This is a genomic window from Lysobacter niastensis (assembly GCF_015453285.1).
GTDB classification, from domain to species: Bacteria; Pseudomonadota; Gammaproteobacteria; order Xanthomonadales; family Xanthomonadaceae; genus Lysobacter_J; species Lysobacter_J niastensis.
This window is the reverse complement of record NZ_JADLZT010000008.1, coordinates 154,411-179,319: the sequence shown is the minus strand read 5'-3', so window position 1 is coordinate 179,319 and position 24,909 is coordinate 154,411. Positions and strand designations below refer to the sequence as shown.

Here is a 24,909-nt window from a genome sequence, read left to right as displayed (position 1 = left end):
ACCGCACCGTGGAGTGCCCGGATGACATCGCGTGCCCGCCGCCCGTTGTTCCGCGGCCGCTTGCTGCGGGTTGCGTGCGCCGCGCTGCTGGCCAGTGCCAGCGCCTCGGCAACGCCTCCGGACGGTGCAACGTCGTGTCGCTCGCAGCTGCTGTCCGACCTGGGCTGGCGTTTCCAGTCGGCCGCAGTCGATGCCATCGAGATCCACGGCGGCACGCCCTGCGATCGCGCCAGCCTCGACGAAGCGCACGCTGCCGGCGACCTGGTCGTGCGGATGCCCGTTGACCTCGACGCCGTCGCACGCGACAGGATGATGAAGTCGCTGATGCTGCATCCGGCGACGCGGTGCGCTTATGGCTTCGCGCTGGGCGACGCGACACGACGCGCGGCCGATCGCCTTGCCGGCAACGACGGCTTCCGCTTCACCGCGCTGCAAACCGGCTGGATCGGCTTCGGCGCGGGCGGCGCGGCTCGCGATGGCTGGCAGCCGATCGCGTGGTTCGGTCGCGGCTACATTCCGCGCGGCCGCAACTCGGAGGCGATTGCCGGCTTCTACGACGGCAGCATCCGCGCCGAGTGCGGCGTCGGTCGGCAGATCGCCCAGTACGCCGCCCAGGCGGAGCTGTATGGCATGGCCGCATTCGACGAGGCGTTCGACGCGGACGAGATCGTCATCGGCACCTTCATGCGCATACGGCCAACGCGCAGCATCCTGCTCGGCAGCTCCGCAGGCACCTATGCGCGAGACGGCCGTGCGGTTGCCGCGTCTGCGCTAGGCCGCCAGGCCTTCATGGGCGTACCTGGCTTCATCTTCCACGTGCTGGACGAAAGCACGCTGGACGACATCAACAACCAGGCCGAGAACTTCGTCGTCTACGACGTCAGCGCCGAGGCCGCTGCCGCATTGCGGGAGCACGCCGGCTTCGAACACTACAACCGCGTCAACCACGATGCCTGGCTGCTTGCCCGGCAGATCGTCGCGGCGGTGCCCGCGCCGCGACCGTACCGCTATTTCGAGCGCCTGCTTTATGAGCGAGATCCGACACTGCGAGCCGCACTGCCTGACAATGCCAAGGTGGCCGTCGCGCAGCTGGATGCGCTGCTGGACGAACCGTTCTATCGCGGCTTCCGTGTCTACGTGCATCGCCAGGGCATCAAGCCGGTGGCGTTCCACATCGTCCGGTTGTTCGATCGCAATCCGCGCACGCCGTTTCGCATCGAGCTCGGACTGCACAACGTGTACACGACCTTGTACGACCGCTACCTGGCGTACCGGCTGGACGACTGCGAGCGCGGCCGCCTCGCCGCCCGGCCACTGACCAAGCGCGACGCTGCCGCCAGGTGAGCCGCGCGTATCGCGTCCGGCACGTTCACATCGGCCCCAATCCCGGGGGCCAGCGCTCGAACTGCGGCAGTTCGTCCGTGATCGTGTGCCAGCACGCATTTGACTCCATGAAGATGTGCTCGCGCGGCCGCACTCCCGGGTCGCCGTCCACCGATCCGAGCACCACCTCCGAGACCTTGCCGTTGTGCATCGCGGCAACCGGCGAGCCGCACTTGCTGCAGAACAGCCGCTCGCGTCCCGGCGACGACGGATAGGCGGTGACGGCGGCCTTGCCGGCCTTCCAGCGGAAATCCTCCGGGTCGACGAACCCCCAGGTCGCAAACGCCGCCCCGTGCGCCTTCTGGCACATCGAACAATGGCAATGGCCGGCCCCCGCGAACGGCCCTTCGATCTGGTAGCGCACGGTGCCGCACAGGCAGCTGCCGCGGATGGTCATGGCCGTTCTCCTGGAAAGACCGGCGCAGACGGGCTCGTCACGGGCCGCCTGCCGCCTGCCCTCACCAACGGCCGGGCGGTGAGCGAGCGGCCGCCGCCAGCATCGACACCCGTGGTGCATTGCCCGCACACTCGGTCGACGCCGTGGGGACGGCGGATCAGCCGGGGACCTTGATGCGCATACGGAGTTTGGCCTGCGCGATGCTGCTCGGATTCGCGCCTGCGGCCATGGCCTGCATCAACACGGTGGCCACCGACAACACGGGACGGCGGTTCGAACCGGAGTGGTTCGTGGGGCAGGAGTTCGCCGACTGGACGTTCGGACAGGACCGGCGCGACTCCTGGAACAGGGAGGCCCGGCAGACCATCGCGAACGCCCGCGCCAAGCCGGACTTCGCCCACCTGACCGACCTCGGGGTGCTGCTGATCTACCAGGGCCAGTACGCCGCGGCCGTGCGCCATTTCCTCTTCGTCGAACGGCGCTTCCCCGGCCACCACGAGACCGCCGCGAACCTGGGCACCGCCCTGGAGCTTGCCGGTCACGATGCCGTCGCCTTGCGCTGGATCCGCATCGGCATCCAGCGTAACCGCAATGAGCACCTGGGTACGGAGTGGCTGCACGCACGCATCCTGCAGGCCAAGCTCGCGATCGCCAGCGACCGTGCTTACCTCAAGGGCCATTCGGTGGCCGGCGTCGCCTTTGAACCGGCACTGGTTCCGCCCATGCCCAAGGCCATGCCGCCCGGCAACGACGGCAAGCCGGTGACTGCGTGGCAACTGCATGTCGCGCTGAGCTACCAGTTGCACGAACGCCTGCAGTTCGTCCGCCCCACCGACCCCATCGTCGCCAACCTGCTGCAGGACTGGGCGACACTGAACCTGGCGGGTGGCCCAATCGAGAATGCGGCCGTGCTGTACGAGGCCGCCGTGCGCTACGGCGCTCGCAACGACACGCTGATGCGTAGTCGGCAGGGCTATATCGAGCGCACGCTGGCCCAGGCGGACGACGACCACTGGGGCGGTACGTGCGCCCTCTGCCAGCCGCCCGATCCTCCGCCCCCGCCGGACGCCGAGGGTGGCGGCTGAGTCCGCCGACACCCGCATCCACCGGAGCGGAGTGTCAGCCGCCGGCGAACCGCCGCAGCTCGGCAACCTCGGCCAGGAATTCCTCGGGATTGGCTGCGCGCAGTGAGTCGGCATGGGTGTACCCCCATCCGACCGCAGCGAAGGCGATCCCGGCGCGGCGCGCGGCTTCGTGGTCGCTGAGCTGGTCGCCGACGTAGACCGCCTGCGAACGTTCGGCACCCGCGCGTCGGATCAGGCGCGCGAGGCGGCTGTGCTTGCCGAGCATGTGGGCGCCGCCGTCGAACAGTTCGATCGTCCCCGCAAGCTCTTCGCCGAGCACGCGGCGGACGTTGTCCACCGAGTTGGACGTCAGGATCGCCAGGCGCACGCCGCCTTCGTGCAGATGCGCCAGCGCTTGCGCGACACCCGGAAACAGCGGCACCGGCGGCGCTTCGCGCATCGCCCGGATGAAGTCCGTGGCGACGATCGGCAGCTTCCACGCCGGCACGTTCAGCTCGCGCATCAGCTCGCGCGTTCCGAGGCGACGCAAGGCATCCACGCGATCGCTGGCGATCGGCGCGAACCCGTGCCGCTCCGCCAGCGCGTATTGCGCCTGCAGGAAGAACGGAAATGAGTCGGCCAGCGTGCCGTCGAAGTCGAAGATGACCAGCGGGTATCGCATGGTGGTGGAGGCCGTCGCGTCGCGGGCATCCATCCTACGCTGCATGCATGACGCTTCCGTTCAATCGGTCATTCAGTTCGGCGCCTGCTGCGTCGCACCCAGCATCACGTTGCGACGCGCTTTGACCATGTCGGCGAGCTCCTGCGCCCGCTGTTCGAGATACGGATCGACATCGGCCGCCAGCGCCACGGGAAGGCGCTCGAGCAGCGCGATCCTGCTGCCGTCGACGACAGCGTTTCTTTGTAGTGCGGGGATGTAGATGATCCAGCCCGACTGCTGTCGATCGCGCTCGACTTTCGCCAGCGTGCGCTGGCCGATCGAATACACGTAGTCCTCGTACCCCATGTCGGGCGCGCCTTCGAAAAAGCCGCGCACCAATACCTGGTCCGGGTCCGGGGTCGCCACCGCAGCCACCAGGCGCAGCGGCTTCAGCGTCACCGTGCGCGACAGCATCGCGTCGAGCGATACCAGTTGCAGCGACTCGCGCGTGCCGAAGAACGTGCGGCCGTCCGCGGTCAACGCGGCACCTCGATCCCAACCGTTGGTGGACAGCACGCTCTCGGACAGCAGTTGCGCGTCCCAGCCCTGCGCTGCCTGGCGAAGTTGCACAGTGCCGACGCGGTTGTTGAGGAACACCGCGAACCGAGCGGCCTGGCCCGGAACGGGCACGACGCGGTCCACCTCCATGCCGGTCATCGGGATGCGCGTTTCCCGGCCACTGGTGAAATCCAGGTACACCGGTTCCATCCGCGTGCGCCCGCCGTCCTCGGCGGGACGACGCGGCCAGAAGATCGCGCCGGTGTCGTGGACCCAGTGGAACTGGTAGGGCCGCACGCCCGTGAACGTCGCCAGTGCCTCGCCGGTCGCGGCATCGCGCACCTGTGCGTCGCTGCCCTGCCCCGCCACGAACAACCGGCCGTTGGGCGATACCGACACGGGCGGCGATCCGTCTGTCTCACCCTCGCTGATCGTGGCGCGGCTGGCGATGTCGACGACCTGGAAGCGCCTGGACAGCTCGAACACGGCGACGCCTGCACGCTCGGCGAAAGTAGCGCCCTGGATGCGGTCGGCGGCGACGATCATCGCCGGCGTCGTCTTTGGCAGCGGCCGCAGCGGCGGCGCCGACAGCAGTGCACCGATGCGGCGATACATGATCCAGTCGTGCAGCGCTGCATCGGTGCGGGTGAAGCAGTCCTTGTCGGTCAGCGCCGTGCGGATGCGTTCACTGCTGGAGAACATCGACGGCCGGTAGCCGTGCGCGCAGTCGACGACGCGATTCGTCAGCCGCGCCTGGTACTCGGTTTCGATGGTGCGCAGGTCGACGCCTTGCTGTCGTCCCAGCGCATCAAGCCGCGCCTTGGCGGCCAGCACCTCGCTGCCCGGCGGCATTGCATCGCCGATACGCTCTTCCGCGGACTTGCCCATGCCCCCGCACGCGCTGAGCCCGAAGGCCACGCCGAGCGCGGCCCATCCCTTGCGACTGACCATGGTCGTCCCCGGCTGTCTGGGTGCGCGCCCATCCCCATGAACGCGCGACGGCTAACCGTATGCGTTCGCGGGGATGGCGGCAAGCGGATGGGCACCCGCCAGCACGGATAGGCGAAACTCCGACTTATCATTCGGTCCGCCACACATACCCACGGGGAGGGTATCCATGCGTTCCAGCTACGCGCTCGCGCTGACATTCGCGCTGGCCATCGCCTCACCGGCCGCCATGGCGGTCAAGTTGACGGCCGAGGGCACCGCGATGCGGGTGCCGATTACGTCGGCCGCGGCCCAGCCCATCGGCCTGACAGTGATCGACAACCGGCCTTACGTGCTCAACGGCGACAAGCGCGAGGATTTCGAGGGTGTCTCGCGCGAGCTCTATGGCATCCCGATCAGCCACGGCACCCATGACGGCAGCACCATGTCGGCCTACCTCGGCGAGCGGCTGCGGCTCGGGTTCGCCACGGCCGGATTCAAGCCTGTCTATCACGTCACGCCGATAGGTTCGTCGGTGGACACCGGCATGCACGCCATGCCATTAGCCACTGACGGCCTGGCCATGGTCGTCAACCTGCGTGACTGGCGCTTCGACTTCGGCGGCTTCCGTCCGTCGTTCAAGTACGACATCACCGTTTCGGTGTTCGACGCGCAGAAGAAGCTGCTGGCGACGGAGGATTTCGCCGGCATGGACCTGATGCCGCAGACGAAAGGCTGGAAGAGCTACAAGTACCGATATGCCGAGCTCTATCAGATGATCTTCGACCGCGTGTTCGCGGTTGCCGCGATCCACGACGGCCTGCAGGGCAAGGCGTCACTGCCGGCGACGGGCAAGGGCCCGTTGGAAGAGCGCCTTGCCCGCCTGCGCCAGCTGATGACCGACGGCCTGATCGACCAGGCGACCTTCGACCGCGAGCAGCAGCGGATCCTCGGGGAGATCTGACCCTCGCGGGCCGCATCGCTCCCGCGGCGAGGCGAAGACAGATGCCTTCGCCCCGCCCTGTTGCGTCAGCGCGCGCCGCCCGCGGCGAACAGCTGCTCGCCGGTGAGCCAGCCGGCGTCATCGGACGCGAGGAACACCGCGATCGAAGCGATGTCGCCCGGTTGGCCGATGCGGCCCAGCGGCGTCTGCGCGGCGGCGCTGGAGTGGAAGTCCGAACCGATGAAGCCCGCGGCGTGCGTGCCTTCGGTTTCGACCATGCCGGGGTTGATGGCGTTTACGCGGATCTTGCGCGGACCAAGCTCACGCGAGAGCACGCCGGTGATGGCGTCGACCGCGCCCTTGGTGCCCGTGTAGACCGCGCTGCCCGGCGGCACGATGCGCGTCACCAGCGAGCCGATGTTGATCACGCTTCCGCCTTCGCCCATGTGCTTGGCCGCCGCCTGCGTGGTCAGCAACAGGCCGAGCACGTTGATGTTGAAGTGGCGATGGAAGTCGTCTTCGGTGATCTCCTCCAGCGGGGCGAACTGGTAGACGCCGGAGTTGTTGACGAGGATGTCGAGCCGGCCGAACTGCTTCACGGCGGTATCGATGATGGCCTGCGCCTCGGCCTGCTTCGACACGTCGCCGCGCACGGCGATGGCCTTGCCACCAGAAGCGGTGATGCCCGCGACGACCTTGTCGGCCGCCTCCTGACTGGAGGCGTAGTTGACGACGACGGCCGCGCCTTCGGCGGCCAATGCGGTGGCGATGGCGGCGCCGATGCCCTTGGACGCACCGGTCACGACGGCCACTTTTCCTGCGAGCTTGCTCATGGGGATTACCTGACTTGGGGGAGTGAATGAACGCCGGCGCCCGGCATGAGATGGGTCTGGGACGCCAGCGGCAGGGAATGATCTGGTGACGCCGGCGGCGCGGAGTAGGCCGGCAAACAGGGAGTGAGCATCCCGCGGGCGGGATGACGCGCCAGGACGACCTCCGCCCGCATCCCGTGCGGTGCCATCGACAGTACGCCCTGCCCGCGACACACTTCGTACAACGCCTCCCGTGGGGAGGGGCGTCCAGGATGGGGGCGGCATGAAGGGATACGGCGCTCTGGCGTTCGCGATCGGCCTGGCCTGTGCGGGCATCGGTCCGGCCCGTGCATGGGCGGACAACGCCCCGGCCACATCGACGACATCGACGACATCGACGACATCGAACAATACGGGCGGCGACGCCGACATGCGCTCCCGGTTCTTCCGCCAGCGCCTCGCGTCCGCGCATGCGATGGCGCGCGAAGAGAACTATCGCAACGCCGACCAGGCCTTCGCCGAGGTATTCGCCGACCCGATGTTCGCGCTCCTATCCGATAGCGAGCAGCGCACCGCGTTGTCCACGGCGGGTTGGATGGCGGTCAAACTCGATAAGACCGAACGCGCCCGCGACCTGTACCGTCTCGCCACCAGCTATGCCGACTCCGATCCCGACGACTGGTATCGATTGTCGTACCTGGAGTACGACCTGGATCGCGTCGAGGAGGCCGCCACGGCCTTCACCGAGGTCATCGAACGCTGGCCGCAGCTGCTGCCCAACGTCGATGAAAGCCACATCCACCGCCTGCGCAATTCGCTCGACTTCGATTCGCCGGTGCGGCTGAAACTGCTGCAGGCGCTGTTCGACGCCAACTGGAAGACGACCGGAGGCGGCGACAGCGCCGCCTGGTACAGCCTGGCCGTGGCCCGCGCCGAGCGCGGCGACATGGACGGCGTTCGCGCGGCGGTCCGGCGCATCGACGACCCGCTGGACCTGGTGCGACTGCGCAGCGACATGCGCTTCGACGCAGCCATCGACGCCGACGCCTCGGCCTTCGACCCGCTCCTCGCTGCGCAGCGGAGAGTAGAGGAGCTGCATCAGCAGACCGGCCTGCAGCCCGACAACCTCGAGCTGCGCATGCAGTTGACGTATGCGCTGCTGACCGTCGGCATGCACGAGGAGGCCGTCGCGTTGGCCGACCGGTCCCTGGCCGCCGTTGCCGAGGCGCCGGTCGACGCGCCGGCCTTCAAGGACATCGAAGAGCAGGTGTGGGTGATGAACAACCGGGCCATGGCGCTGCGGCGACTGGGCCGCGACGACGAAGCGCTGGCCGAGATGGTCCGGGCCAGCCAGCTCACCGAGGATGGCGGCGTCAACGTGAGCCAGGCCCTCAACCTGGGCACGCTCTATTGCAGCCTCGATCGGCCCGTCGATGCCCTGCAGGCCATCGACAAGGCAGGCGATGCGATCAGCGGCTTCGGCCGCATGGTGGAGAACAACGTACGGCTCTGCGCCGCACGGCAGAGCGGACGGACACGTGATGCACGCCGCGCGCTCGCCTACCTGCGCGATCACCGCGACGACGGGCAGGCCGTCTATCTCGAAGCCCTGCTCCGCGCAGGCGAACTCGACGAAGCCGCGGGCCAGGTCATGAGGCAGCTCGCCTCGCCCGAGGATCGCGGCGGCATGCTGGAATGGCTGCAGGGCTACCTCCTGCCCGAGCCGCTTCCCGGCGACGTCGATGCGCGGGCAGCGCGCGAGGCGCTGCTCGCGCGGAAAGACGTGCAGGCGGCCGTGGCGAAGGTGGGACGCATCGGTCGCTATGCGATCTACGGAGACAACACCTCTTTCTGATGGTCAGCGGGCGCGCCGGAACGTGATCAGCACATAACCCGTCCGGGTGCAGGCCTCGAATGCCGCCGGTCGCGGCCTGGCGAGGTCGGGAGCGTTGTCGCACACCTTCAGCGTGTCGCCTTCGACAGCGTAGATGCCCCGCCACGTCTTGCCCTTCAGCGTGCCTTGCGCATGCGTGAAGTCGATCGACGACGGAACCGCGTGGCGATCGTCGAGGAACGTTCCTTCGTGCAGCGGCTTGCCCTCGCCGGACTCGATGCGGAAGCGATCACCTTCGAAGGTGATCCGATGCCCGACGACGTCGCCGGCCGCCTGCCCATCGCGTACAGCCTGCGTCGCGGTCCAGTGGCCCTGCAGCACGTCATGCGCTCCGGTCACCTGCTGCGCGGAGACAGGCACGCACGCTACACCGACGAACAGCGAGCCCATCGCCATGAGGATCCTGCGCATGCCCTTCTCCTGCCGCGGCCGTGCGCTGACGTATAGCGCGACGCCGGTCAGTTCGACGTCAAGAGGACGCCGGAAAAAGGCGGGGGAGCATGAAGCCATGCATGCCGGCTCAATTCTCCGCGCTGTACAGATCGATGATCTGGTCGATCGCGTGTGCGCAGACGTCGCAGAACGCGTCGGCGCGGGTGAACATCATGCATTGCATCTGCGGGCGGTAGTAGCCGGTCGCCGAGTAGTTGGCGCCCTGGAAGGCACCGATCGCATTGCGCTGCGGGGCCTCGGCGAACAGCGCATCGGAGTACGCCTGTTCCTCGCGGAACAGCGCGCTCATCTCCGCCTCCGGCCTGCGATCGGCGCGCAGCTGCTTGCGGCGTGCCTGGACATCGCGCTGGTGCGCCTCGAACTGCGCTTTCGGCCACGGCGTCGGAACCGGCGTTGCCGCGGTCACGCGGTCCTGCCACTTCAGGTGGCGGGGATCGAGGAGCGCGGTGACGTTGGGCTCCCACGGTTCGACGCGCGGCGTGTCGACGGCGGCGTATTCGACCGGCGAGGTGTAGTACTCGTCGGCCAGACCCGCGAAGTGGTGGCCAAACTCGTGCACGAACACGTAGTCGCGCCAGTCGTTGTCGGCCGCCACCGTGCTGAACTGGTTGAAGATGCCACCGCCGCCATAGGTCTCGCCGTTCACCATGATCTCGACCGCGTCGTACGGCGCGTACTGGGCCGCTTCGCGGAACGCGCGGTTGTCGAGCGTCAGCACGTAACGTTCGCTGCCGAAGATGTCGTAGCGCGCACCGGTCGCGGACACGTGATGCACGCCGGTGGACGGCCGGCTGACACCGGACTCGGGCACCGGCAACGCCAGCGCCCAGACGTTGAAGTCGGCCGCGCGCTCCTTGAATGGCGACACAGCGAAAAGCCGGTCGGCCAGCGCACGCGCACGTGCCTCGAACTTCTTCATCTCACCTGCGGTGTAACCGTCGCCGAGCAGCAGCAGGTCGACCTTGTGGGCCGGGTCTCCGTTGTGGCGGATCGCGATCGGCTTGGCCGGGGCCGGCCGCGAGGCGCGCTCCACGTCCAGCGCCTGCGGGTCCACCCGCACCGACCATTGCGATGCGAAGCCATTGCCGGCATCGCGGTTGTACACCTTCACCAGCACCGGTTTCGCCGGCATCGGGAAGCGCAGCGACTCCTGGAAGCTGCGCTGCATCTCCTTCGCCTCGTCGGTGGTCTGCCACTCGCCGAAGACGGTGCTATAGCCGCGCGAATACAGAACGCGGCCGCTGTCCGGATCGATGACTTCGAATTTCTGCGTACCGCGGTTGGTGGCGTCGATCGGCCGCGCCGGATTGCCCGGCCACGGCAACGGCTCCACCACCACGCGCTCCAGTGCGTAGTGCTCGCCCTTGGCGTCGCCGCCGTGCTGGATGTCAACGCGCAGCGTCTGGGGCGGTGCGGCGTGGGCGGCACTCAGCGCCAGGGCTAGCAAGGGAACAATCGCGGAAGTACGGAGGGACATGGCGGCTCCTGCGACAACACCCGGGGCGGTCCGACACATTATCCAGAAATCGGGTCGCCGTTCGCTCCTGGGCCGCGCAGTGACGGAGCTCTTCTGCCCCCCTCCAAAGCGCTATTCCTAGCTGCCGCCCGAAGCACGCTGTTCCATCGCAAGCGCATCGCTGAGCCCGTCGGTGGCGTTGGCATTGCCCGGCTCCACTTGCAATGCCTGGCGGTAGGTCGCGGCAGCATCGGAATAGCGGCCGATGTCGCGATACATCGAGCCGAGATTGTTCCAGGCCTTCACGAACGAGGGATCGAGCTCGACGGCTTTCTTGAACGCGTCGATCGCATCGGCGTTCTGGCTCGTCCTGGCATGCACGACGCCGATGTTGTTCCAGGGACTGGGAAACCTCGGGTCCAGCTGCAGCGCCTTCGAGTGCGCGTTGATCGCATCCTGGTGCTGCCCAAGGTGCTCGTACACACACCCCAGGTTGTCCCAGGTGATGGCGGACTCCGGGTCCAGGTGCAGCGCGTATTTGTAAGCCTTGATGGCTTGGTGCGGCTGCCCGAGTTCATCGTAGGCAAGCCCCTGCATCGACCAGGCGGCCGGTTCGTCCGGCTCCGCAATCGTCCATTCGGTCGCGAGCTTCAACACGGCCTCCCAGTCGCCCTTTGCGCCCAGGATCTTTCCCTCTCCGAACCAATCCCGCTTGATGCGTGCGGCCGGAGCGGCGACGGTGCTCGCCGATGGTGCCTGGAGTTGCGCCTGGGACGGCGCTTGTGCGCGGGACAGTTCCCCGACGACGGAGAAACGGCCTGCCTGGCCAGACGCCTCCGATGCAGCCTGCACGTTCCCGGACGCCGCGCGCGGCGGCGGTTGCAGGAAGCGATTGCCGAACAACACCGCGAAAACCAACGTCATCGCGAGCAGCGCATCCTTCGCGTCCGCCCAGCGGCCTCGCAACAGCCGGCTCAGCAACATGACGACAGCGGTGCATCCGGCCGCGACCGAAAGGAAGCGCAGCAACGACGCTGCTATGAACGCACGCAGCGAATGCGTCGCGCCCAATGCGCCGACAGGCAGCGAAGACATCTGCACGACGAACAGCACCGCCAGCCACAGCAACGCGAAGCGCCAGCCGAGCCCGGGTGGAGCCTCGGCCATGTCGAACCTGCTCGCCGGACGGAAGGCCTGAGGCGATGGCGGCACGGCCGGCGACATGCCGCCGGCACTGGGCGCATGCGGTGCTTGCGCAGTGGTCGCGGCCTCGGCCGGCGGCGCGGAAGACGCGGCGGTGGGAATCAGCGGCGGCGCCCGCAATTGCGGCGAGGTGTCCACCGGCGCGCGCACCTGCAGCAATGCGGCCACCTCGGGAGCCGGTATGGGCCCGGACATTCCTGGGCCGATCACGCGGTCCTGCGCACGGACCATGCCCGAGGTGTAGTACGCGCGAACCTCGTCGATCGTCAGCGGACCGAGCCGTCGCCCATCCAGCACATGAAGGAACCATGCGCCGCCTGTATCCATCGATTCGGGCGAGCCGGCGTTTGCGGGCTCCGCCTGTTGCGCCATGGGCCGGCCGCAGGAAACGCACGAGATGGCAAGATCGCTGACTTGCAGCCCGCAGTCCGGGCAACGGATGAAAGCCACAACATCCCTATGTGGTTAAAGTCCCCGGCTGAAATCTAGCACGGCCTCCGGTGCCGCCCATCCAGGCGGCAAGCGTCAGCGACAGGAAGCCGGGCACGGAGCCCGGCTTCTTCGGCTCAACCGGCCTTGCGCCGCGGCAGCTTCCAGTCCGGACGCACGAAGTGGCAGGTGTAGCCGGTGGGATAGTGCTGCAGGTAGTCCTGGTGCTCGGGTTCGGCTTCCCAGAAGTCGCCTGCCGCCGTCACTTCGGTGACGGCCTTGCCCGGCCACAGACCTGACGCGTCGACGTCGGCGATGGTGTCCAGCGCGACGCGCTGCTGCTCGGGCGTCGTGTAGAAGATCGCCGAGCGGTACGACGTGCCGATGTCGTTACCCTGCCGGTTCTGCGTGGACGGGTCGTGGATCTGGAAGAAGAACTCCAGCAGGTCGCGATAGCTGATCCGCGCAGGATCGAACACGATCTCCACCGCTTCCGCGTGCGTGCCATGGTTGCGATACGTGGCGTTGCGCACGTCGCCGCCGCTGTAGCCCACGCGCGTGGACACCACGCCGTCCATGCGCCGTATCAGGTCCTGCATGCCCCAGAAGCAGCCGCCTGCAAGGATGGCGCGCTCCAGTCCCGCATTTGCACTGCTCATCGCACGTCCTCCACCTGGCCGATCCAGGCGCCGTAGCCGGCAGCTTCCATCTGGTCGCGCGGAACGAAGCGCAACGACGCCGAGTTGATGCAGTAACGCAGCCCGCCGCGATCGCGCGGACCGTCGGTGAACACATGACCCAGATGGCTGTCGCCGTTTGCCGACCGCACCTCGGTGCGGATCATGCCGTGCGAAGTGTCGCGCAGCTCGTTGACGTTGGTCGGCTCGATCGGCTTGGTGAAGCTGGGCCAGCCGCAGCCGGAGTCGAACTTCGCCGACGAGGCGAACAGCGGCTCACCGGACACGATGTCCACATAGATGCCGGGTTCGGTCGTGTGCAGGTACTCACCGGTGCCCGGGCGCTCGGTGGCGCCTTCCTGGGTGACACGGTATTGCTCCGGGGTCAGCCGGGCGATGGCGTCGGGGGTCTTGCGGTACTCGCTCATGGACGGCTCCGGGGGGAGGAAGGGGAACGTACCTACCAGATGGGGCCGCCCGCACGGACTCCAATGCCCGGCCGCCGCCGCGAGCCGTGGGAATGAGCGTTCCATGCGCAGTGGAGTCACCGCGCATCGCGTCGTTAAAAAAGCGTGGCCCGCAATGCGCCACGCCGCCCGGCGGTCAGCAGTGGCCCGCTTGCACCCAGCCGTTCTCGACGCGCTTCATGCGCTGCCCTTCGATGCAACGCACGCTTTTCGCCTGTACCTGCTCAGCGGACTTGCGCGCCAACTCCTGTGCGCGCAGTTCCTGCTGCACGCGGATGGCCTCCTCCCGCGCCGCGCGCCAGGACGCTTCACGCGATTGCTCCGGGGTGGGAACGGCGATGGGAGCCTCGACGGGCACCGACTCGACGGTGGAAGCGGCTGAGGGGGCTTCGATCGTCGGCGCGGCCTTGGATACCGGTCGCGCCGCATCCGGAACCGGCACTGACGCCACGCGATAAATGAGTACACCGACGACCACCAGCACGGCAGCACCCGCCATCGCGACGGGCCACACCCGAATAGTCCCGCTCCTGTCTTGCATACTGCCCCGCACGTTCGGCCAATCAACGCCCGGCTAGGCCGGACGACAGACGTCCTTTTTGCGTCAGGGCGCGCCGGGGATCAAGCCCGGATCACCGGCGTCTGCCGCATCTGTGACGGAGGACAAGCGAACTGGACGACCGGCCGGCCAGCCCAACGCATTCAGGCGCTCGGTCGTGAGGGCCGCGGCTGCCGTCATGGCGCGACCGCGCTGACCTCCATCGCCGCCACGCCCACCTTCCATTTCCGCAACTGCTTCTCCGACGCCGGCGGCAGGTCGAAGTGCAGGTCCAGGCGGCGGAAGTGAGCAGGGTTGCGCGCAGGCGAAACGTCGACGGACACGCGATAACGACCGTCGGCGTCGGGCATGGCTCGCGCGATCTCCCGGCCGTCCATGCGCACGTTGAGGCGCGCCGATGGGGGCATCGGCGGCAACGCCTGCAGTTCGAACGTGGCATGCAGCGTCGCCGTCGTGTCCGCATCTGCAGGCACATAGAGCGTGGCGCCGTGCATGGGAATGTAGTGCTGCGCGGCGTCAATGCGCTCGCCATCGGCGCCCAGCAGGCTGCGCGCCTGGCTGCCCTGGCGGAAGTCCGCGCGATACGGCAATTGATAGGGCCCGGCATCGCGAACCGCATCGCCACTGCGCAGGTTCTCGGCACCGGCCGGTAATGCGGTGCCCCAGTCGGGCGCGAGCACGATCTGGCCATCGAGGCGGAACAGCGCATCGCGCGGATCGACGAGTGCGGCGCGCGCGAGGTCAAGCGTGTCGTTGGTGAGCAGGTAGAGCGAGTCGGGTTCCGGATCGCCCTCGAACAGGCGCGCGCGCTTGCGCTGCTCCAGTTGCCAGAACGGCTTCACGTCCAGCCGCGCCACCTGGACCATGTCGGTCCCCATACCGTGCTGCTGGGCGAAGAACGCGACCGGCTCCCAGCCCGGGGCCAGTGCTTTGGTCGGCAGGCGACGCACGTGGCGATACCGCTCGGCGGCCTGCGCCCAGAACGGCGAACGCAGTTCCGTCGGCAGCGTCGCCTCCGCGCGCGACAGGTTCGACTGGCGCAACCGCGCGAGACCCGGATACAGATCGATGGCCTGCAACATCAGCATCGCCAGCAGCACCAGACGCAGCGGCATCGGCTTGAGCGTGCGCGCGAGGGCGAACAGCGCCGCCACGACGATCAGGTAATACACCGCCCAGAACAGGCGTCCGGTGGCCTGCACCGGCAGGCCCTGCAGCTTGTCCACCAGCTTGGCCGGCAACGGCAGATGCAACTGCGCACCGCCGATACCGATGACGTGGGTCATGGCCAACAAGGTCAATGCCGACGCCATCGCGAGCAGCACAGTGTTGCGCGTCGTCCAGCGGTGATCCGCGCGCTTGATCACGAACAGCAGCAGCGCGAGTGCTGCGAGCAGCATTACGCCGGCGCCGAGATAGTTGAAACCCTCGTACTCACCCGCCGCCGTCTGGAAGTGCAGCCCCAACGCGGACCAGCCTGCGCTGTCGAACGGCGCCAGCAGGTTCATCTTGTAATGGCCGAAACCCTGCGCGCGCATGCCGCGCCCGGACACCATGAACAGTCCGGACACCCAGGCCGATGCCAGCGCCGCACCGATCACGATGCCGGACTCCTTCAGCAGACCGGCCTTGGCGCCGCGCGGCATCGTGCGGCGATCTTCCCAATGACGATGCGCGAGGTCGGCGACCCACAGCACGCCGACCAGCACGAACAGATACGCATGCATCGCCATCGCACCGGCGATGAGCAGCGCCCACCAGAACACCTGTCGATCCCGATGCGGTCGCAGGCACAGGTACAGACCGGCGAGGATGGTCCAGTGCCCGACCAGCGCCATGTGCCCGCCGATGCGGTTGAGCATCGGCAGCGCGGTCACCAGCAGCAGCACGGCGACGGTGCGGAACCACACATCGCGCGACGCCAGCCCGGCCAGCTTCCACGCGAACCACGCCTGCAGCACCAAGCACGCCATCACCCACAAGCCGAAATACTGGAACGGCGCGGGCAGCCAGGCGGCCAGCGCCTTGAAGAAGATCGCCAGCACCGGTATCGAATCGGAGTAGTAGACCGACGATCCGATCTCCAACCCGTAGGCCGGGTTGGCCCCCAGCGGCCACGACCACGGCGCATCGCGATAGAACGCCCAACCGAGATAGCTCTGCGCAAGATCGCTATGCGCCAGCCAGCCGACATTGCCCGGCGCGAGGATGCCTGCACCGCCCAGCGCGAAGAACGTGGCCAGGCCCAGCAGCAGCGGCCACAGCATCAGGAAGCGCGGATCGCGCGGGCGAGCGGAAACGGTGGGGTTGGCGTCCATGCGGGTGGAGCTCCTGGCGTGACGATCTTGCTGGGTAGTTAGGTCGAGCGCCCACTTGAGCACCGCGGAGGGGCACGGCCATTTTCAACAACGAGCCTCGCTGCGCAAGCCTTGGTAATGACCCTACGACTCGCCAAGAAGCCGAGCCAGGTATTTGCGACTGATGCTTTGCTAGCTGCGCACGACGGCAAAGATGCTCGGTGAACCGGCCTGAAGTCGATCAGCCCCCGACAGCATGACCAACATTTGAATGATGCGGCAAACGGCAGCTTCCGACCCTCCTCACACCCGATAAACGCGACCAGACCAAGACTGCTGCTCTTCGTCGAGGCATGGTGCTTCCCCACATCGAGAAGGTGGCCTTATGAATGCCCGAAACAATGCAACGCACGTGTGCGCGGCCTTCGTCGCCTGCATCGTCGTGGCGGCCGCAGGGTGCCAGAAGCCGACCGATTCCGTGGCCCCTTCCGAGCCGGCGGCGTCGGGCACGTCTCAGCCGGCGGATGCTGGGATACCAACGTCGGCCTCTGCTTCGCAGCCGACACTGGTGACCGAAGAGAACTTCGTCCGCGCAGAGAGCGACAAGTATTTCGGCAATCGGGTCGCGGGGAGTGGCATCGGCAAGCTCGGGATCCTCCGCGAGTTGATGCCGATCGACAACCAGTCGGTGATCCGATCGAATCGTGACACGCTGTATTCGCCTGGAGTTTTCGACCTCGAAGCAGGCCCGGTAACGGTCACGTTGCCGGATCCGGGCAAGCGCTTCATGTCGGCCCTGGTGATCGACCAGGACGAGTACGCGCTGAAGACGGTGTACGCACCGGCGACATTCACCGTTTCGAAGGGCGACGCCGAAACGCGGTATGTGCTGATCGGCGTTCGGACTTTTGCCGATCCGAACGATCCGGTGGACATGAAGTCAGCGCACGCGTTACAGGATCAGGTCAAGGTGGAGCAGGCCGGTACAGGTTCCTGGGACGTCCCCGACTGGGATTCGGCGAGCCAAGACAGTGTCCGTGCACAGCTGATCCAGCGTGCTGCGACATTGACCGACAGCCGCGGGATGTTTGGTCCGAGAGGGAAGGTGGACCCGGAGAAACACTTGATCGGTGCCGCCAGCGGCTGGGGCGGAAACAACGAGAAGGACGCGCTCTACCTGACGGTCGTGCCGCCGAAGAACGACGGGAAGACAGTGCACACGATTAAGATCAAGCCAGGTGTTCCGGTCGATGCCTTCTGGTCGGTCAGCGTGTACGGGCCGGATGGCTACTTCCACAAGAACGATCTGGACGCATATTCGGTCAACGACGTCACCGCAAAGAAAGCAGCCGACGGTTCGGTCACCATCCAGTTCGGTGGCTGTGACGGCAAGGTGCCGAACTGCCTGCCGATCGTGAAAGGCTGGAGCTACTGGGTGCGGCTCTACCGCCCGAAGCAGGCCATCCTCGACGGCACCTGGAAGTTTCCGGAAGCCATACCTGCGTCCTGAGCTTCGACGTGTTGCCGCTCCACGCCCGGTACAGATGTCCGCTTCTGGCCGATAGCCGACATCGAGTGGTCTCACGTTGTATTCGGGTTCCGCGGGGCAGTGTTTGAGCGGGCCAACTAGGCCCACTCTAGACAGGGAATCTCATCTAGCCACTTCTCCGGGCTACGCAGCCCGCTCGCCCGCCTGCTGCGCATGCTGGGGCTCGATCGGCACCCCGGGTTCGAACGTCCACTCGGCCGGCAGCCTGAGCACGGGGGATTCCTTCTTGTGCAGGGGTTCGTTGCCGTACTTCAACTGCGCGTAGACCCAGGCGTCGGCGGACTCCAGGGCGACGATGCGTCCTTGCCGGATGCGCAGCGTGGCGGCGTCGATGTGCGCTGCGATCTCCAGTGTGAAGACCAGCGGCGGCGGATAGGGCGGCGCGCCGATGTCCACCGTCAATTCGGGATGCACGGCCGTCATGAAGTCGTGATTGCCGAGATGGACGACGCGCGTTTCGTCCGGCGAGCTGTCGGCATAGGTGTGCAGTTCCTTTGCCTTCGCCCAGGCGTGGGCCAACACCGGCCAGACATCGGCGTCGAGCGCCTTGCTCACGTCCTCGGCGGCACTGGCGCGCACGAAGCGCCACACGAGCGTCGACAGGTTGCCGTTGGCTTCCTTCCTCAGGCCGTCCTCGATGACCGTCTCCAGCCCATCGAGCTCGCGCGGAAGCAGTTCGCGCAGCGTCCTGGGGCTGTCGGCAACCACGTCGTTGCCGCCCGCCATACGATTCGCGTCAGCCATGTCGGATCTCCGTGTCGAGCAACGGAAGCGCTGTATCGAAAGTCGTCTCGCCCTGCGCCAGGGCCACGCGGATGCGCACGTCCATCGATGGATCGTGATCCAGCGGACTCATCATCGGCCATGGCGGTTCGGCGGGCTTGAGCCGAACATTCGTGCGCGGGCGCGGCGGCGGCCAATGCCATGGCCAGCTGCGCAGCTGCGTCCACCAGACGCCCGCGAGCACCAGCGCCAGGGTGGTCGAGCCGGCGATGACCCGCCAGCCGCGCTGCACGAGCGCGATGGCGTCCTGCAGGAAGTCAGATGTTGGCTTCCCTACGTCCGTGCCGGTGTCGGCAGTGGGTGCAATGGCTTCGCGAGCTGGCGGAACGTCGTCGCGAACCGGTGCGACGTTCTCTCGGGTCGGCGGAGTGTCGAGGGTCACCACCGGGGCGCGCTGTGCGCCCTCGTCCGTCGGAATGCTGGAGTTGTCCGCAGCCAGCGCGCGGTCGTAGTTCGCAAACGCATCGTCATTGCGTTGCGGCGTGACCTCGTTGGTGGGCGCAGCTGATGCGGATGACGTTGCTCCTGCATCGGGAATGGCCTGATCTGGACCGACTGTATCCGTACCCGCGATGGCAGGCTGCGCCAACGTGTACCGCACCGTGGCGTTCTTCTTCACCCGCATCCCCGCGCGCGGTTCCAAAGACACCACGCGCGCGCCTTGCGACGACACGGTGTCCGCGCCAACCCTCGCGCCCTTCAGCCCCGCGGCCGCGAGGGCTTTGCGCGCATCGCGCTCCAGCATGCCGACGACCTTGGGCACCGTTCGCGGTTTGCCGAGCGACACCGACACCGGCGCGCTGAGGGTAACGACCGCGCCTGCCTCGGGCTTCTGTTCGACGACGCGGTTCGGCTTGCCGTCATCGAACCGCGGCGGCGCATTGCCGATCGCGAATCCGGACGCACGAAGCGCCTGCGTCGCCTCCGCGCGCGTCTTGCCGCGCAGGTCCGGGACGACGTTCCGGCCCGATGCCACCCAGTAAGTCACGGCACCGGAGGGCGCCTCCGATCCCGCGGACGGAACGGTCCGAAGCACGGTCCCCGCTGGCCGCGGCGAGTCGATGCGCCCCTGCCTGGTTGCGTTCAGACCGTTGGACGAGAGCGTTCCGATGGCGCTCATCTCCTCTTTGCCCACGACATCGGGGACGAGTGCGGCCTGCCCGCCGTTCGACACCACCAGATCCACGCGCGTGCGCAGCGGGACCCGCGTTCCCGCGGCGGGCACCTGCTCGAGCACGCGCCCCGCCTTGGCGCCGCGCGCGTGCCACGAGACTTCGCCCGGCACCAGGCGGCTGAACTTCAACCGGCTCTTCGCCGAGGAGAGCGATCGCCCCTGCAGGTCCGGAACGCGGACGGTGCGCGTCTCTTTCGTTGAATCCCTTCGAGAGGCCGCTTCTTCTGCCAGGGCTGCTGCGTTCGTTGCCTGTGGGTCGTACCCCGTCGCACCGGCCGACACCCAGTACTCCACCACGACGGCGAGCCGGGACTTCCCCACCGGCGTGGTGCCTTCGGCGGGCACCGTCCGCGCCACGGTGCCCTCGGGACGATCCGACTGGATGACGCCACCGAGCTTCGGCGTATAGCCGTATCGGCGCAGGCATTCGATGGCGAGCCGCTCGGAGTCGCCGATCACGCCCGGCACGAGGATCTGGGCGCTCTTTCCGCCAGCCTGCGTCTTGTGTTCGTCGCACGCCCAGGCACCCGTGCTCGCACAGGCGATCGCCAGCGCGGCGAGCAGGCGCAGACCCACGCGCAAGCCGGCACGCCGCCGCATCACGATGCGGAACCCAGTGGCGATGCGTGCGCGCGTATCGATGGGAGACCCCATGGCTGCACGCGCACCGAAGGCGTTTCGACGGTCATGTCGATAACGCGAACGGGTGTGCCCGAGGCATCCGGCCATGCAGGTTCCGGGCCGCATGCGATGCGTTCGGAGCTTCACGCCGGGTTCGCTTGTGTGAATGTGCGAGCTGGCGTGTTGCACGCAAGACACACCGCATAGGAGATGCCACCGCGACGCCTCTTCGAACGCGCGCTCCAACAACGAGTCCTATCCGGCTGCAGCCTCCACTCACCACACCGCGGCCCCCGGTCGTCACTCCCGGCCCGGGCTGATGAAGCAGTTGGGTATGCTGCCAACGCCGGCGACGGGGTCGGCGACTGGAGGCAGCCCGGCCGATGGCACAGCTCGCTAGAGAAGAGCGCGAAGGGGCGCGACCGGTGGTGGAGACCGGGTCCGGAATCGGTCGCCGGGGCGTCGCCATTCTGGCGGCGTGGACGCTGGTCGCGATGCTCTTCGCCGGGCAGGCCTGGTTTGCTGCACAGGTGCGCGGCGAACCGTTGGCGTGGGCACGTGCCAGTGCCATCTGGCTCGTCTGGGCCGCGGTCTGGGCGGCCCTCACGCCGATCGCGCTGCGACTCGAGGCGCGGTTGCCGCTGCAGCGACCGCGCCTCCTTGGCGCGCTTGCGGTGCACGGCGTCGCTTCGGCGACCTGCGCCCTGGTCAACCTGGCGCTCTTCGCGCTGGCGGCGCCCGTCATCGGCGCAACCCAGGTCGAACCCACCTGGCTCGGCACCTTCAGCCGGCTGCTCAGCACGACGCTTCTGCTGAACCTCCCGGTGTATTGGCTGATCGTCGCCGCGGCACATGTGGAGCGACTCGTGCGGGCCGCGCGGGAAAAGGATCGTCGGCAACTCCGCCTCGAAGCGCAGCTGGCCGATGCCCGCCTGCAGACATTGCGCACCCAGCTGCAGCCACACTTCCTTTTCAACGCCCTCAACACGATCTCGGTGCTGATGCACGAGAATGTCGACTCGGCAGATCGGATCCTCCTGCAACTCAGCGCGTTGCTGCGCCGCTCGCTCGACAGCACCGACGCGCATGAGGTGACGCTCGGCGAAGAGATTGGCTTTCTCGAGAACTATCTCGAGATCGAGCAGGCCCGCTTCGGCGAGCGCCTGAGCTACCAGATCCTCATTCCTGATCAGGTGCTCGAAGCGCGGGTTCCGAACCTGATCCTCCAACCCCTGGTCGAGAACGCGCTGCGCCATGGGCTGGCCACGCGCGCCGGACCGGGGCGAGTGGAAATCAACGCGGACCGGCAGGGCGACTCCCTCCTGCTGCGCGTTGTCGATGACGGCCGAGGTCTACCACCTGCGGCGACCGAACGCGTCGGCCTGGCCAACACCAGGGCGCGGTTGCGCTTGCTGTATGCGGACAGGCAACGCATCGACGTGCGAAATTCCGACGCCGGCGGCGTCATCGCCGAGATCGAGCTACCTTGGCGCACTGTCACATGACCATCCGCGTACTGATCGTTGACGATGAACCGGTCGCCCGCCGCGGGATATTGCGGCTGCTGCAGCAGGAGCCGGACATCGAAGTCGTCGAAGAGTGCGGTGACGGCGAAGCTGCGATCTCGGCGATCAGCGCGCTTTCGCCCGACCTCGTCTTCCTCGATGTGCAGATGCCCGAACTCGATGGGTTCGCCGTCATTGAAGCCATCGGTGGCAACCGCATGCCAGCGGTCGTATTCGTGACCGCATTCGATCAACACGCCGTGCGAGCGTTCGATGCGCAAGCGCTCGACTACGTGCTGAAGCCGATCGATCCGGAACGCTTTCGCCGTGCACTGCAGCGCGCTCGTTCCCACCTGGCCCATCCCGATGACGGCTTCATCCGCCGCGTTTCCGAGGCCTTGATGTCGATCGACCGAGGAGAACTGCAGCGTTACCCCGCGCGACTCGCCATCCGCTCCGAGGGTCGCGTTCGATTGGTCGACATCGACGAGGTCGATCGCATTGTCGCCGCAGGAAATTACGTCGAGATCCACACGGGCGCGAAACAGCACCGGATGCGCGAGACGATGGCCAGCCTCGAGTCCCGCCTGGACCCACAACGTTTCATCCGGGTATCGCGAGCGGCATTCGTCAGCATTGCCCAGATTCGCGAAGTGCAGCCAATGTTCAATGGAGACTTCGTCGTTCTCCTCAAGACTGGCGCGCAGGTAAACGGCAGCCGCCGCTATCGGGCGGTGCTCGACGAGTTGCTTGGCTGATCGCTGTTCTCCGCACCACTCGCTTTCTGGGCGAGCCAGGCATGGCACCGCGCTCCTCCGCGCGTTTGCGCCGATGCATGACACGCTCTCGTCCCTGCGCAGCCCCCACTCCTCCCACCGCCGCGTCCGCCTGCCCCCAAGGGCACGCGAGCGTCCGTACGACGGCCCATGATCCGCAACACGCACTTCCGCGTTACGGAGCTGGCCATGAAAACGTACAACATCCTGCTGTCCGCAGTGGCAACCATCGTCGCTCTCACCGGCGTAATGCCGTGTGGGGCCAATGCGTCCGACGGCGTTCGCGCTGAGTCCGTGGAGCTCAACAAGTCGATCACCCGCAGGGTGTACGAGGAAGGTCTCAATCAGGGTCGATTCGAGGTGCCGTACAGTGCGGACTTCGTTGGCCACGGCGGCAGGGCAACCTTCACCCATGCCCATGGCATGGCCGAAGCCCGGGGATGGCGCGAGGCGTTTCCGGATCTGAAGATCACGGTCGATAAACAAGTGGCTGAGCGCGATCTGGTGGCGGTGCGCTGGACGGCGCGCGGTACCAACACTGGCGCCGGCAACGGCGTTCCGGCCACCGGTCGCGCAGTGCAAGTCACGGGCACGACGCTGTTCCGAGTGGCTGATGGGCGAATCGCTGAAGAATGGACATGCGCCGATTCGCTGGGGGTTGATGAAACAACTGGGCATGTTGCCGACACCCGCAGCGACGCCGGCGACCGACGGAAGCTCTACCGCTGGTGCTCCCTGACCCAGGCCGACGCAGCGCCTCGCATAGCCGACCAACAGCAGTCTCACAAGGTCAGAGGTGTCGCCACAGTCGCGAGTTGGATGTGGCGGCACACGAGGCGCGTGCGGCTTCACACCGGGTTCGCTTGCGTGAATGTGCGGGGTGGCGACTGAGCGCTGGCGTCAGCGTCAGCGTCGGCGTCGGCGTCGGCGTCGGCGTTGCTTCGTGATCAAGTCATTCGAAGATTTCAAATGACATCACATCGAGCAAGCATCGGAGATGTCTGCTAACGACCCAAAGCGGACATTACGCTCGAGTTAGTGGACCTTGGTTACTGCTGGCGGCATCCAACTGCCTTCCGTGATCGGAGCGTCCGGCCAATACGCACGGATATAGAGCGAGAACTCGTCTGCCGGTGCCGGCAACCAGTTGCTTTGCTTGTCGGGACCGGGTGACGCATGTTGGATGTACAGCGTCAACGAGCCATCGTCACCGAGCTTTAGGTCCTTGTTCTTGGTGCCCACGCCGAAGCGGTTGAGCGCGTTGGGTTCGAACAGGTGGTGCTTGTTGTACAACGTCAGCGACCAGAAGCCCTTCACCGGCGGCGTCTGTCCCTTGGCGAAGGTGACGGTGTAGGCGTTTCCGCCCGCGCCGGTCAGCCGGCCGCCGTTCGAGTCGACGTCGGTGTAGATGTAGCGCGTTTCATTGGGCGCATTGTCGTAGATGTTCGACTTTGCCGACGCCGTGCGCGACAGGTAATCGAAGCCCCACTTCGCGCCGTTGGACGGCGAAGTCCAACCGTTGCCGACAGGGCGGCCGTTGTTGCGGAAGTCGAACAACGGTGCGATCACATCCTTCTCGGTCGCCACGGCGATGCGCACCAGTTGTTCCTTGATCTTCGGATCCTTCGCTGCCGCGTCCAGTACCGAGCGGGCGGTCGAGTACAACGCCTCCTCGCCGGGCAACGGCGGCACGCCTTGCATCACGGTGGGAAGCTGGTCGAAGAACTTTTCGGGCACGACAAACTTGATCTCGCCCCCGCCTTCGACTTTCGGAGCCGGGAACACGGGCGTCTTCGACCAATCCTTCGTCTTCAGTTTCCCGTCAAACTGATCCAGCGGGTACAGAACGACCTGGTTCACCAGGGGCCGCACCGCCTCACGGTCTTCGGGGGTGTCATCCATAAAGACGCGCGGCAGCACGGCGATCAGGTCGGTCGATGCGCGACACACGGCGTTGATGCCCTTGGGCACTTCTCCCTTCCAGTTCGGTCCGACTAAGAGATAGAACCCGGGTTTGGTGCCGTACTGCTTGCCGATGGAGCAGAACGATTCCGTGCGCGAGTCGGCCATTTGATAGACGAAGAACCGGTCCCCGAAGTCCGGCACCTGAATGACGACCGGCTGCGTATCGACGTGCTGGTAACCGGCACCGTAGACGGTGTCCTGATTCGGACAGGTCACGAACTTCTGGTCGGCCTGGATATAGTCGGTCAGCATGCTGATGGACCCCGGAGGCGCCACTGGCAACACGCCGCCGTTACGGCCCGGTTCGGGCAGATCCGCTAGGGCAAGCGCACGGTTGTAATGGTTCACCAGTGGCC

At 66.8% G+C, this 24,909-nt stretch carries 22 protein-coding genes; 8 read left to right on the top strand and 14 right to left on the bottom strand.

Annotated features, from left to right (window positions below; translation table 11 throughout):
* The first annotated feature begins 21 nt into the window (after positions 1 to 21).
* Positions 22 to 1,344 carry a hypothetical protein gene (locus IU514_RS15175; protein WP_194931980.1) on the top strand — a complete coding sequence of 441 codons (1,323 nt, stop codon included), beginning with the start codon at positions 22 to 24 and terminating at the stop codon, positions 1,342 to 1,344.
* Between the two features lie 25 nt (positions 1,345 to 1,369).
* Here IU514_RS15175 and IU514_RS15170 read toward each other — a convergent pair whose 3' ends face one another.
* Positions 1,370 to 1,780, bottom strand: coding sequence for a GFA family protein (locus tag IU514_RS15170; protein ID WP_194931979.1), 411 nt, complete (start codon positions 1,778 to 1,780; stop codon positions 1,370 to 1,372).
* Positions 1,781 to 1,953: 173 nt separating this feature from the next.
* Here IU514_RS15170 and IU514_RS15165 point away from each other — a divergent pair, with 173 nt between their 5' ends.
* Entirely contained in the window at positions 1,954 to 2,865 is a 912-nt protein-coding gene (locus IU514_RS15165; RefSeq protein WP_194931978.1) for a tetratricopeptide repeat protein, read from the top strand.
* Between the two features lie 34 nt (positions 2,866 to 2,899).
* Here the strand turns inward: IU514_RS15165 and IU514_RS15160 are convergent, their stop codons facing one another.
* Both IU514_RS15160 and IU514_RS15155 read right to left on the bottom strand, forming a co-directional pair.
* Entirely contained in the window at positions 2,900 to 3,571 is a 672-nt protein-coding gene (locus tag IU514_RS15160; protein ID WP_194931977.1) for an HAD hydrolase-like protein, read from the bottom strand.
* 27 nt (positions 3,572 to 3,598) lie between these two features.
* On the bottom strand, positions 3,599 to 5,014 hold the full coding sequence (locus tag IU514_RS15155) for a hypothetical protein (protein WP_194931976.1): 1,416 nt from the start codon (positions 5,012 to 5,014) through the stop codon (positions 3,599 to 3,601).
* A 166-nt stretch (positions 5,015 to 5,180) separates the two neighbouring features.
* Here IU514_RS15155 and IU514_RS15150 point away from each other — a divergent pair, with 166 nt between their 5' ends.
* Entirely contained in the window at positions 5,181 to 5,954 is a 774-nt protein-coding gene (locus IU514_RS15150; protein ID WP_194931975.1) for a gas vesicle protein GvpG, read from the top strand.
* Between the two features lie 65 nt (positions 5,955 to 6,019).
* Here the strand turns inward: IU514_RS15150 and IU514_RS15145 are convergent, their stop codons facing one another.
* Complete coding sequence (locus IU514_RS15145; RefSeq protein ID WP_194931974.1) at positions 6,020 to 6,766, bottom strand: glucose 1-dehydrogenase; 747 nt, start codon at positions 6,764 to 6,766, stop codon at positions 6,020 to 6,022.
* Positions 6,767 to 7,028: 262 nt separating this feature from the next.
* On the opposite strand from IU514_RS15145, the gene IU514_RS15140 reads away from it, so the two are divergent.
* A complete protein-coding gene (locus IU514_RS15140) occupies positions 7,029 to 8,600 on the top strand; it encodes a hypothetical protein (RefSeq protein ID WP_194931973.1) in 1,572 nt (523 codons plus the stop codon).
* Positions 8,601 to 8,603: 3 nt separating this feature from the next.
* Here IU514_RS15140 and IU514_RS15135 read toward each other — a convergent pair whose 3' ends face one another.
* The 7 genes from IU514_RS15135 to IU514_RS15105 form a co-directional block, all read right to left on the bottom strand.
* A complete protein-coding gene (locus IU514_RS15135; RefSeq protein WP_194931972.1) occupies positions 8,604 to 9,050 on the bottom strand; it encodes a TIGR03067 domain-containing protein in 447 nt (148 codons plus the stop codon).
* 109 nt (positions 9,051 to 9,159) lie between these two features.
* On the bottom strand, positions 9,160 to 10,569 hold the full coding sequence (locus IU514_RS15130; protein ID WP_194931971.1) for an IgA Peptidase M64: 1,410 nt from the start codon (positions 10,567 to 10,569) through the stop codon (positions 9,160 to 9,162).
* Between the two features lie 117 nt (positions 10,570 to 10,686).
* Positions 10,687 to 12,123 carry a tetratricopeptide repeat protein gene (locus IU514_RS15125; protein WP_194931970.1) on the bottom strand — a complete coding sequence of 479 codons (1,437 nt, stop codon included), beginning with the start codon at positions 12,121 to 12,123 and terminating at the stop codon, positions 10,687 to 10,689.
* A 194-nt stretch (positions 12,124 to 12,317) separates the two neighbouring features.
* Positions 12,318 to 12,839, bottom strand: a complete 522-nt coding sequence (gene msrA, locus IU514_RS15120) for a peptide-methionine (S)-S-oxide reductase MsrA (protein ID WP_194931969.1) — start codon at positions 12,837 to 12,839, stop codon at positions 12,318 to 12,320.
* Positions 12,836 to 13,285: a peptide-methionine (R)-S-oxide reductase MsrB gene (gene msrB / locus IU514_RS15115; protein WP_194931968.1), complete on the bottom strand. Its 450-nt coding sequence runs from the start codon at positions 13,283 to 13,285 to the stop codon at positions 12,836 to 12,838. The genes msrA and msrB overlap by 4 nt, the downstream gene beginning before the upstream one ends.
* 175 nt (positions 13,286 to 13,460) lie before the next feature.
* Positions 13,461 to 13,808 carry a hypothetical protein gene (locus IU514_RS15110; protein WP_194931967.1) on the bottom strand — a complete coding sequence of 116 codons (348 nt, stop codon included), beginning with the start codon at positions 13,806 to 13,808 and terminating at the stop codon, positions 13,461 to 13,463.
* 251 nt (positions 13,809 to 14,059) lie between these two features.
* Positions 14,060 to 16,201, bottom strand: coding sequence for a DUF6311 domain-containing protein (locus tag IU514_RS15105; RefSeq protein WP_194931966.1), 2,142 nt, complete (start codon positions 16,199 to 16,201; stop codon positions 14,060 to 14,062).
* Positions 16,202 to 16,565: 364 nt separating this feature from the next.
* Between IU514_RS15105 and IU514_RS15100 the strand changes: the two genes are divergently transcribed.
* The gene (locus tag IU514_RS15100; protein ID WP_194931965.1) at positions 16,566 to 17,690 is read left to right on the top strand and encodes a DUF1214 domain-containing protein; all 1,125 of its coding nucleotides are present in this window, start codon (positions 16,566 to 16,568) and stop codon (positions 17,688 to 17,690) included.
* Between the two features lie 162 nt (positions 17,691 to 17,852).
* Here the strand turns inward: IU514_RS15100 and IU514_RS15095 are convergent, their stop codons facing one another.
* Together IU514_RS15095 and IU514_RS15090 are read right to left on the bottom strand one after the other, a co-directional pair.
* On the bottom strand, positions 17,853 to 18,473 hold the full coding sequence (locus IU514_RS15095; RefSeq protein ID WP_194931964.1) for a hypothetical protein: 621 nt from the start codon (positions 18,471 to 18,473) through the stop codon (positions 17,853 to 17,855).
* Positions 18,466 to 20,415, bottom strand: a complete 1,950-nt coding sequence (locus IU514_RS15090; protein ID WP_194931963.1) for a PASTA domain-containing protein — start codon at positions 20,413 to 20,415, stop codon at positions 18,466 to 18,468. Before IU514_RS15090 ends, IU514_RS15095 begins: the two co-directional genes overlap by 8 nt.
* Positions 20,416 to 20,690: 275 nt before the next feature.
* On the opposite strand from IU514_RS15090, the gene IU514_RS15085 reads away from it, so the two are divergent.
* The 3 genes from IU514_RS15085 to IU514_RS15075 all read left to right on the top strand — a co-directional run bounded on the left by IU514_RS15085 (position 20,691) and on the right by IU514_RS15075 (position 23,479).
* On the top strand, positions 20,691 to 21,812 hold the full coding sequence (locus tag IU514_RS15085; RefSeq protein ID WP_194931962.1) for a sensor histidine kinase: 1,122 nt from the start codon (positions 20,691 to 20,693) through the stop codon (positions 21,810 to 21,812).
* Positions 21,809 to 22,570, top strand: a complete 762-nt coding sequence (locus tag IU514_RS15080) for a LytR/AlgR family response regulator transcription factor (RefSeq protein WP_194931961.1) — start codon at positions 21,809 to 21,811, stop codon at positions 22,568 to 22,570. The genes IU514_RS15085 and IU514_RS15080 overlap by 4 nt, the downstream gene beginning before the upstream one ends.
* Before the next feature lie 207 nt (positions 22,571 to 22,777).
* Positions 22,778 to 23,479 (top strand): ester cyclase, encoded by a 702-nt coding sequence (locus tag IU514_RS15075; RefSeq protein WP_194931960.1) that lies wholly within the window; start codon positions 22,778 to 22,780, stop codon positions 23,477 to 23,479.
* Positions 23,480 to 23,623: 144 nt separating this feature from the next.
* On the opposite strand, the gene IU514_RS15070 is transcribed toward IU514_RS15075, so the two are convergent.
* A complete protein-coding gene (locus IU514_RS15070; RefSeq protein WP_324187852.1) occupies positions 23,624 to 24,901 on the bottom strand; it encodes a DUF1254 domain-containing protein in 1,278 nt (425 codons plus the stop codon).
* Positions 24,902 to 24,909: the final 8 nt, after the last annotated feature.

Excerpts from the sequence above, each read along its gene's own strand:
- IU514_RS15175 (WP_194931980.1), top strand. The coding sequence starts at position 22 with ATGACATCGCGTGCCCGCCGCCCGTTGTTCCGCGGCCGCTTGCTGCGG.
- IU514_RS15170 (WP_194931979.1), bottom strand. The coding sequence starts at position 1,780 with ATGACCATCCGCGGCAGCTGCCTGTGCGGCACCGTGCGCTACCAGATC.
- IU514_RS15165 (WP_194931978.1), top strand. The coding sequence starts at position 1,954 with ATGCGCATACGGAGTTTGGCCTGCGCGATGCTGCTCGGATTCGCGCCT.
- IU514_RS15160 (WP_194931977.1), bottom strand. The coding sequence starts at position 3,571 with ATGCAGCGTAGGATGGATGCCCGCGACGCGACGGCCTCCACCACCATG.
- IU514_RS15155 (WP_194931976.1), bottom strand. The coding sequence starts at position 5,014 with ATGGTCAGTCGCAAGGGATGGGCCGCGCTCGGCGTGGCCTTCGGGCTC.
- IU514_RS15150 (WP_194931975.1), top strand. The coding sequence starts at position 5,181 with ATGCGTTCCAGCTACGCGCTCGCGCTGACATTCGCGCTGGCCATCGCC.
- IU514_RS15145 (WP_194931974.1), bottom strand. The coding sequence starts at position 6,766 with ATGAGCAAGCTCGCAGGAAAAGTGGCCGTCGTGACCGGTGCGTCCAAG.
- IU514_RS15140 (WP_194931973.1), top strand. The coding sequence starts at position 7,029 with ATGAAGGGATACGGCGCTCTGGCGTTCGCGATCGGCCTGGCCTGTGCG.
- IU514_RS15135 (WP_194931972.1), bottom strand. The coding sequence starts at position 9,050 with ATGCGCAGGATCCTCATGGCGATGGGCTCGCTGTTCGTCGGTGTAGCG.
- IU514_RS15130 (WP_194931971.1), bottom strand. The coding sequence starts at position 10,569 with ATGTCCCTCCGTACTTCCGCGATTGTTCCCTTGCTAGCCCTGGCGCTG.
- IU514_RS15125 (WP_194931970.1), bottom strand. The coding sequence starts at position 12,123 with ATGGCGCAACAGGCGGAGCCCGCAAACGCCGGCTCGCCCGAATCGATG.
- msrA (WP_194931969.1), bottom strand. The coding sequence starts at position 12,839 with ATGAGCAGTGCAAATGCGGGACTGGAGCGCGCCATCCTTGCAGGCGGC.
- msrB (WP_194931968.1), bottom strand. The coding sequence starts at position 13,285 with ATGAGCGAGTACCGCAAGACCCCCGACGCCATCGCCCGGCTGACCCCG.
- IU514_RS15105 (WP_194931966.1), bottom strand. The coding sequence starts at position 16,201 with ATGGACGCCAACCCCACCGTTTCCGCTCGCCCGCGCGATCCGCGCTTC.
- IU514_RS15100 (WP_194931965.1), top strand. The coding sequence starts at position 16,566 with ATGAATGCCCGAAACAATGCAACGCACGTGTGCGCGGCCTTCGTCGCC.
- IU514_RS15095 (WP_194931964.1), bottom strand. The coding sequence starts at position 18,473 with ATGGCTGACGCGAATCGTATGGCGGGCGGCAACGACGTGGTTGCCGAC.
- IU514_RS15090 (WP_194931963.1), bottom strand. The coding sequence starts at position 20,415 with ATGGCCGGATGCCTCGGGCACACCCGTTCGCGTTATCGACATGACCGT.
- IU514_RS15085 (WP_194931962.1), top strand. The coding sequence starts at position 20,691 with ATGGCACAGCTCGCTAGAGAAGAGCGCGAAGGGGCGCGACCGGTGGTG.
- IU514_RS15080 (WP_194931961.1), top strand. The coding sequence starts at position 21,809 with ATGACCATCCGCGTACTGATCGTTGACGATGAACCGGTCGCCCGCCGC.
- IU514_RS15075 (WP_194931960.1), top strand. The coding sequence starts at position 22,778 with ATGAAAACGTACAACATCCTGCTGTCCGCAGTGGCAACCATCGTCGCT.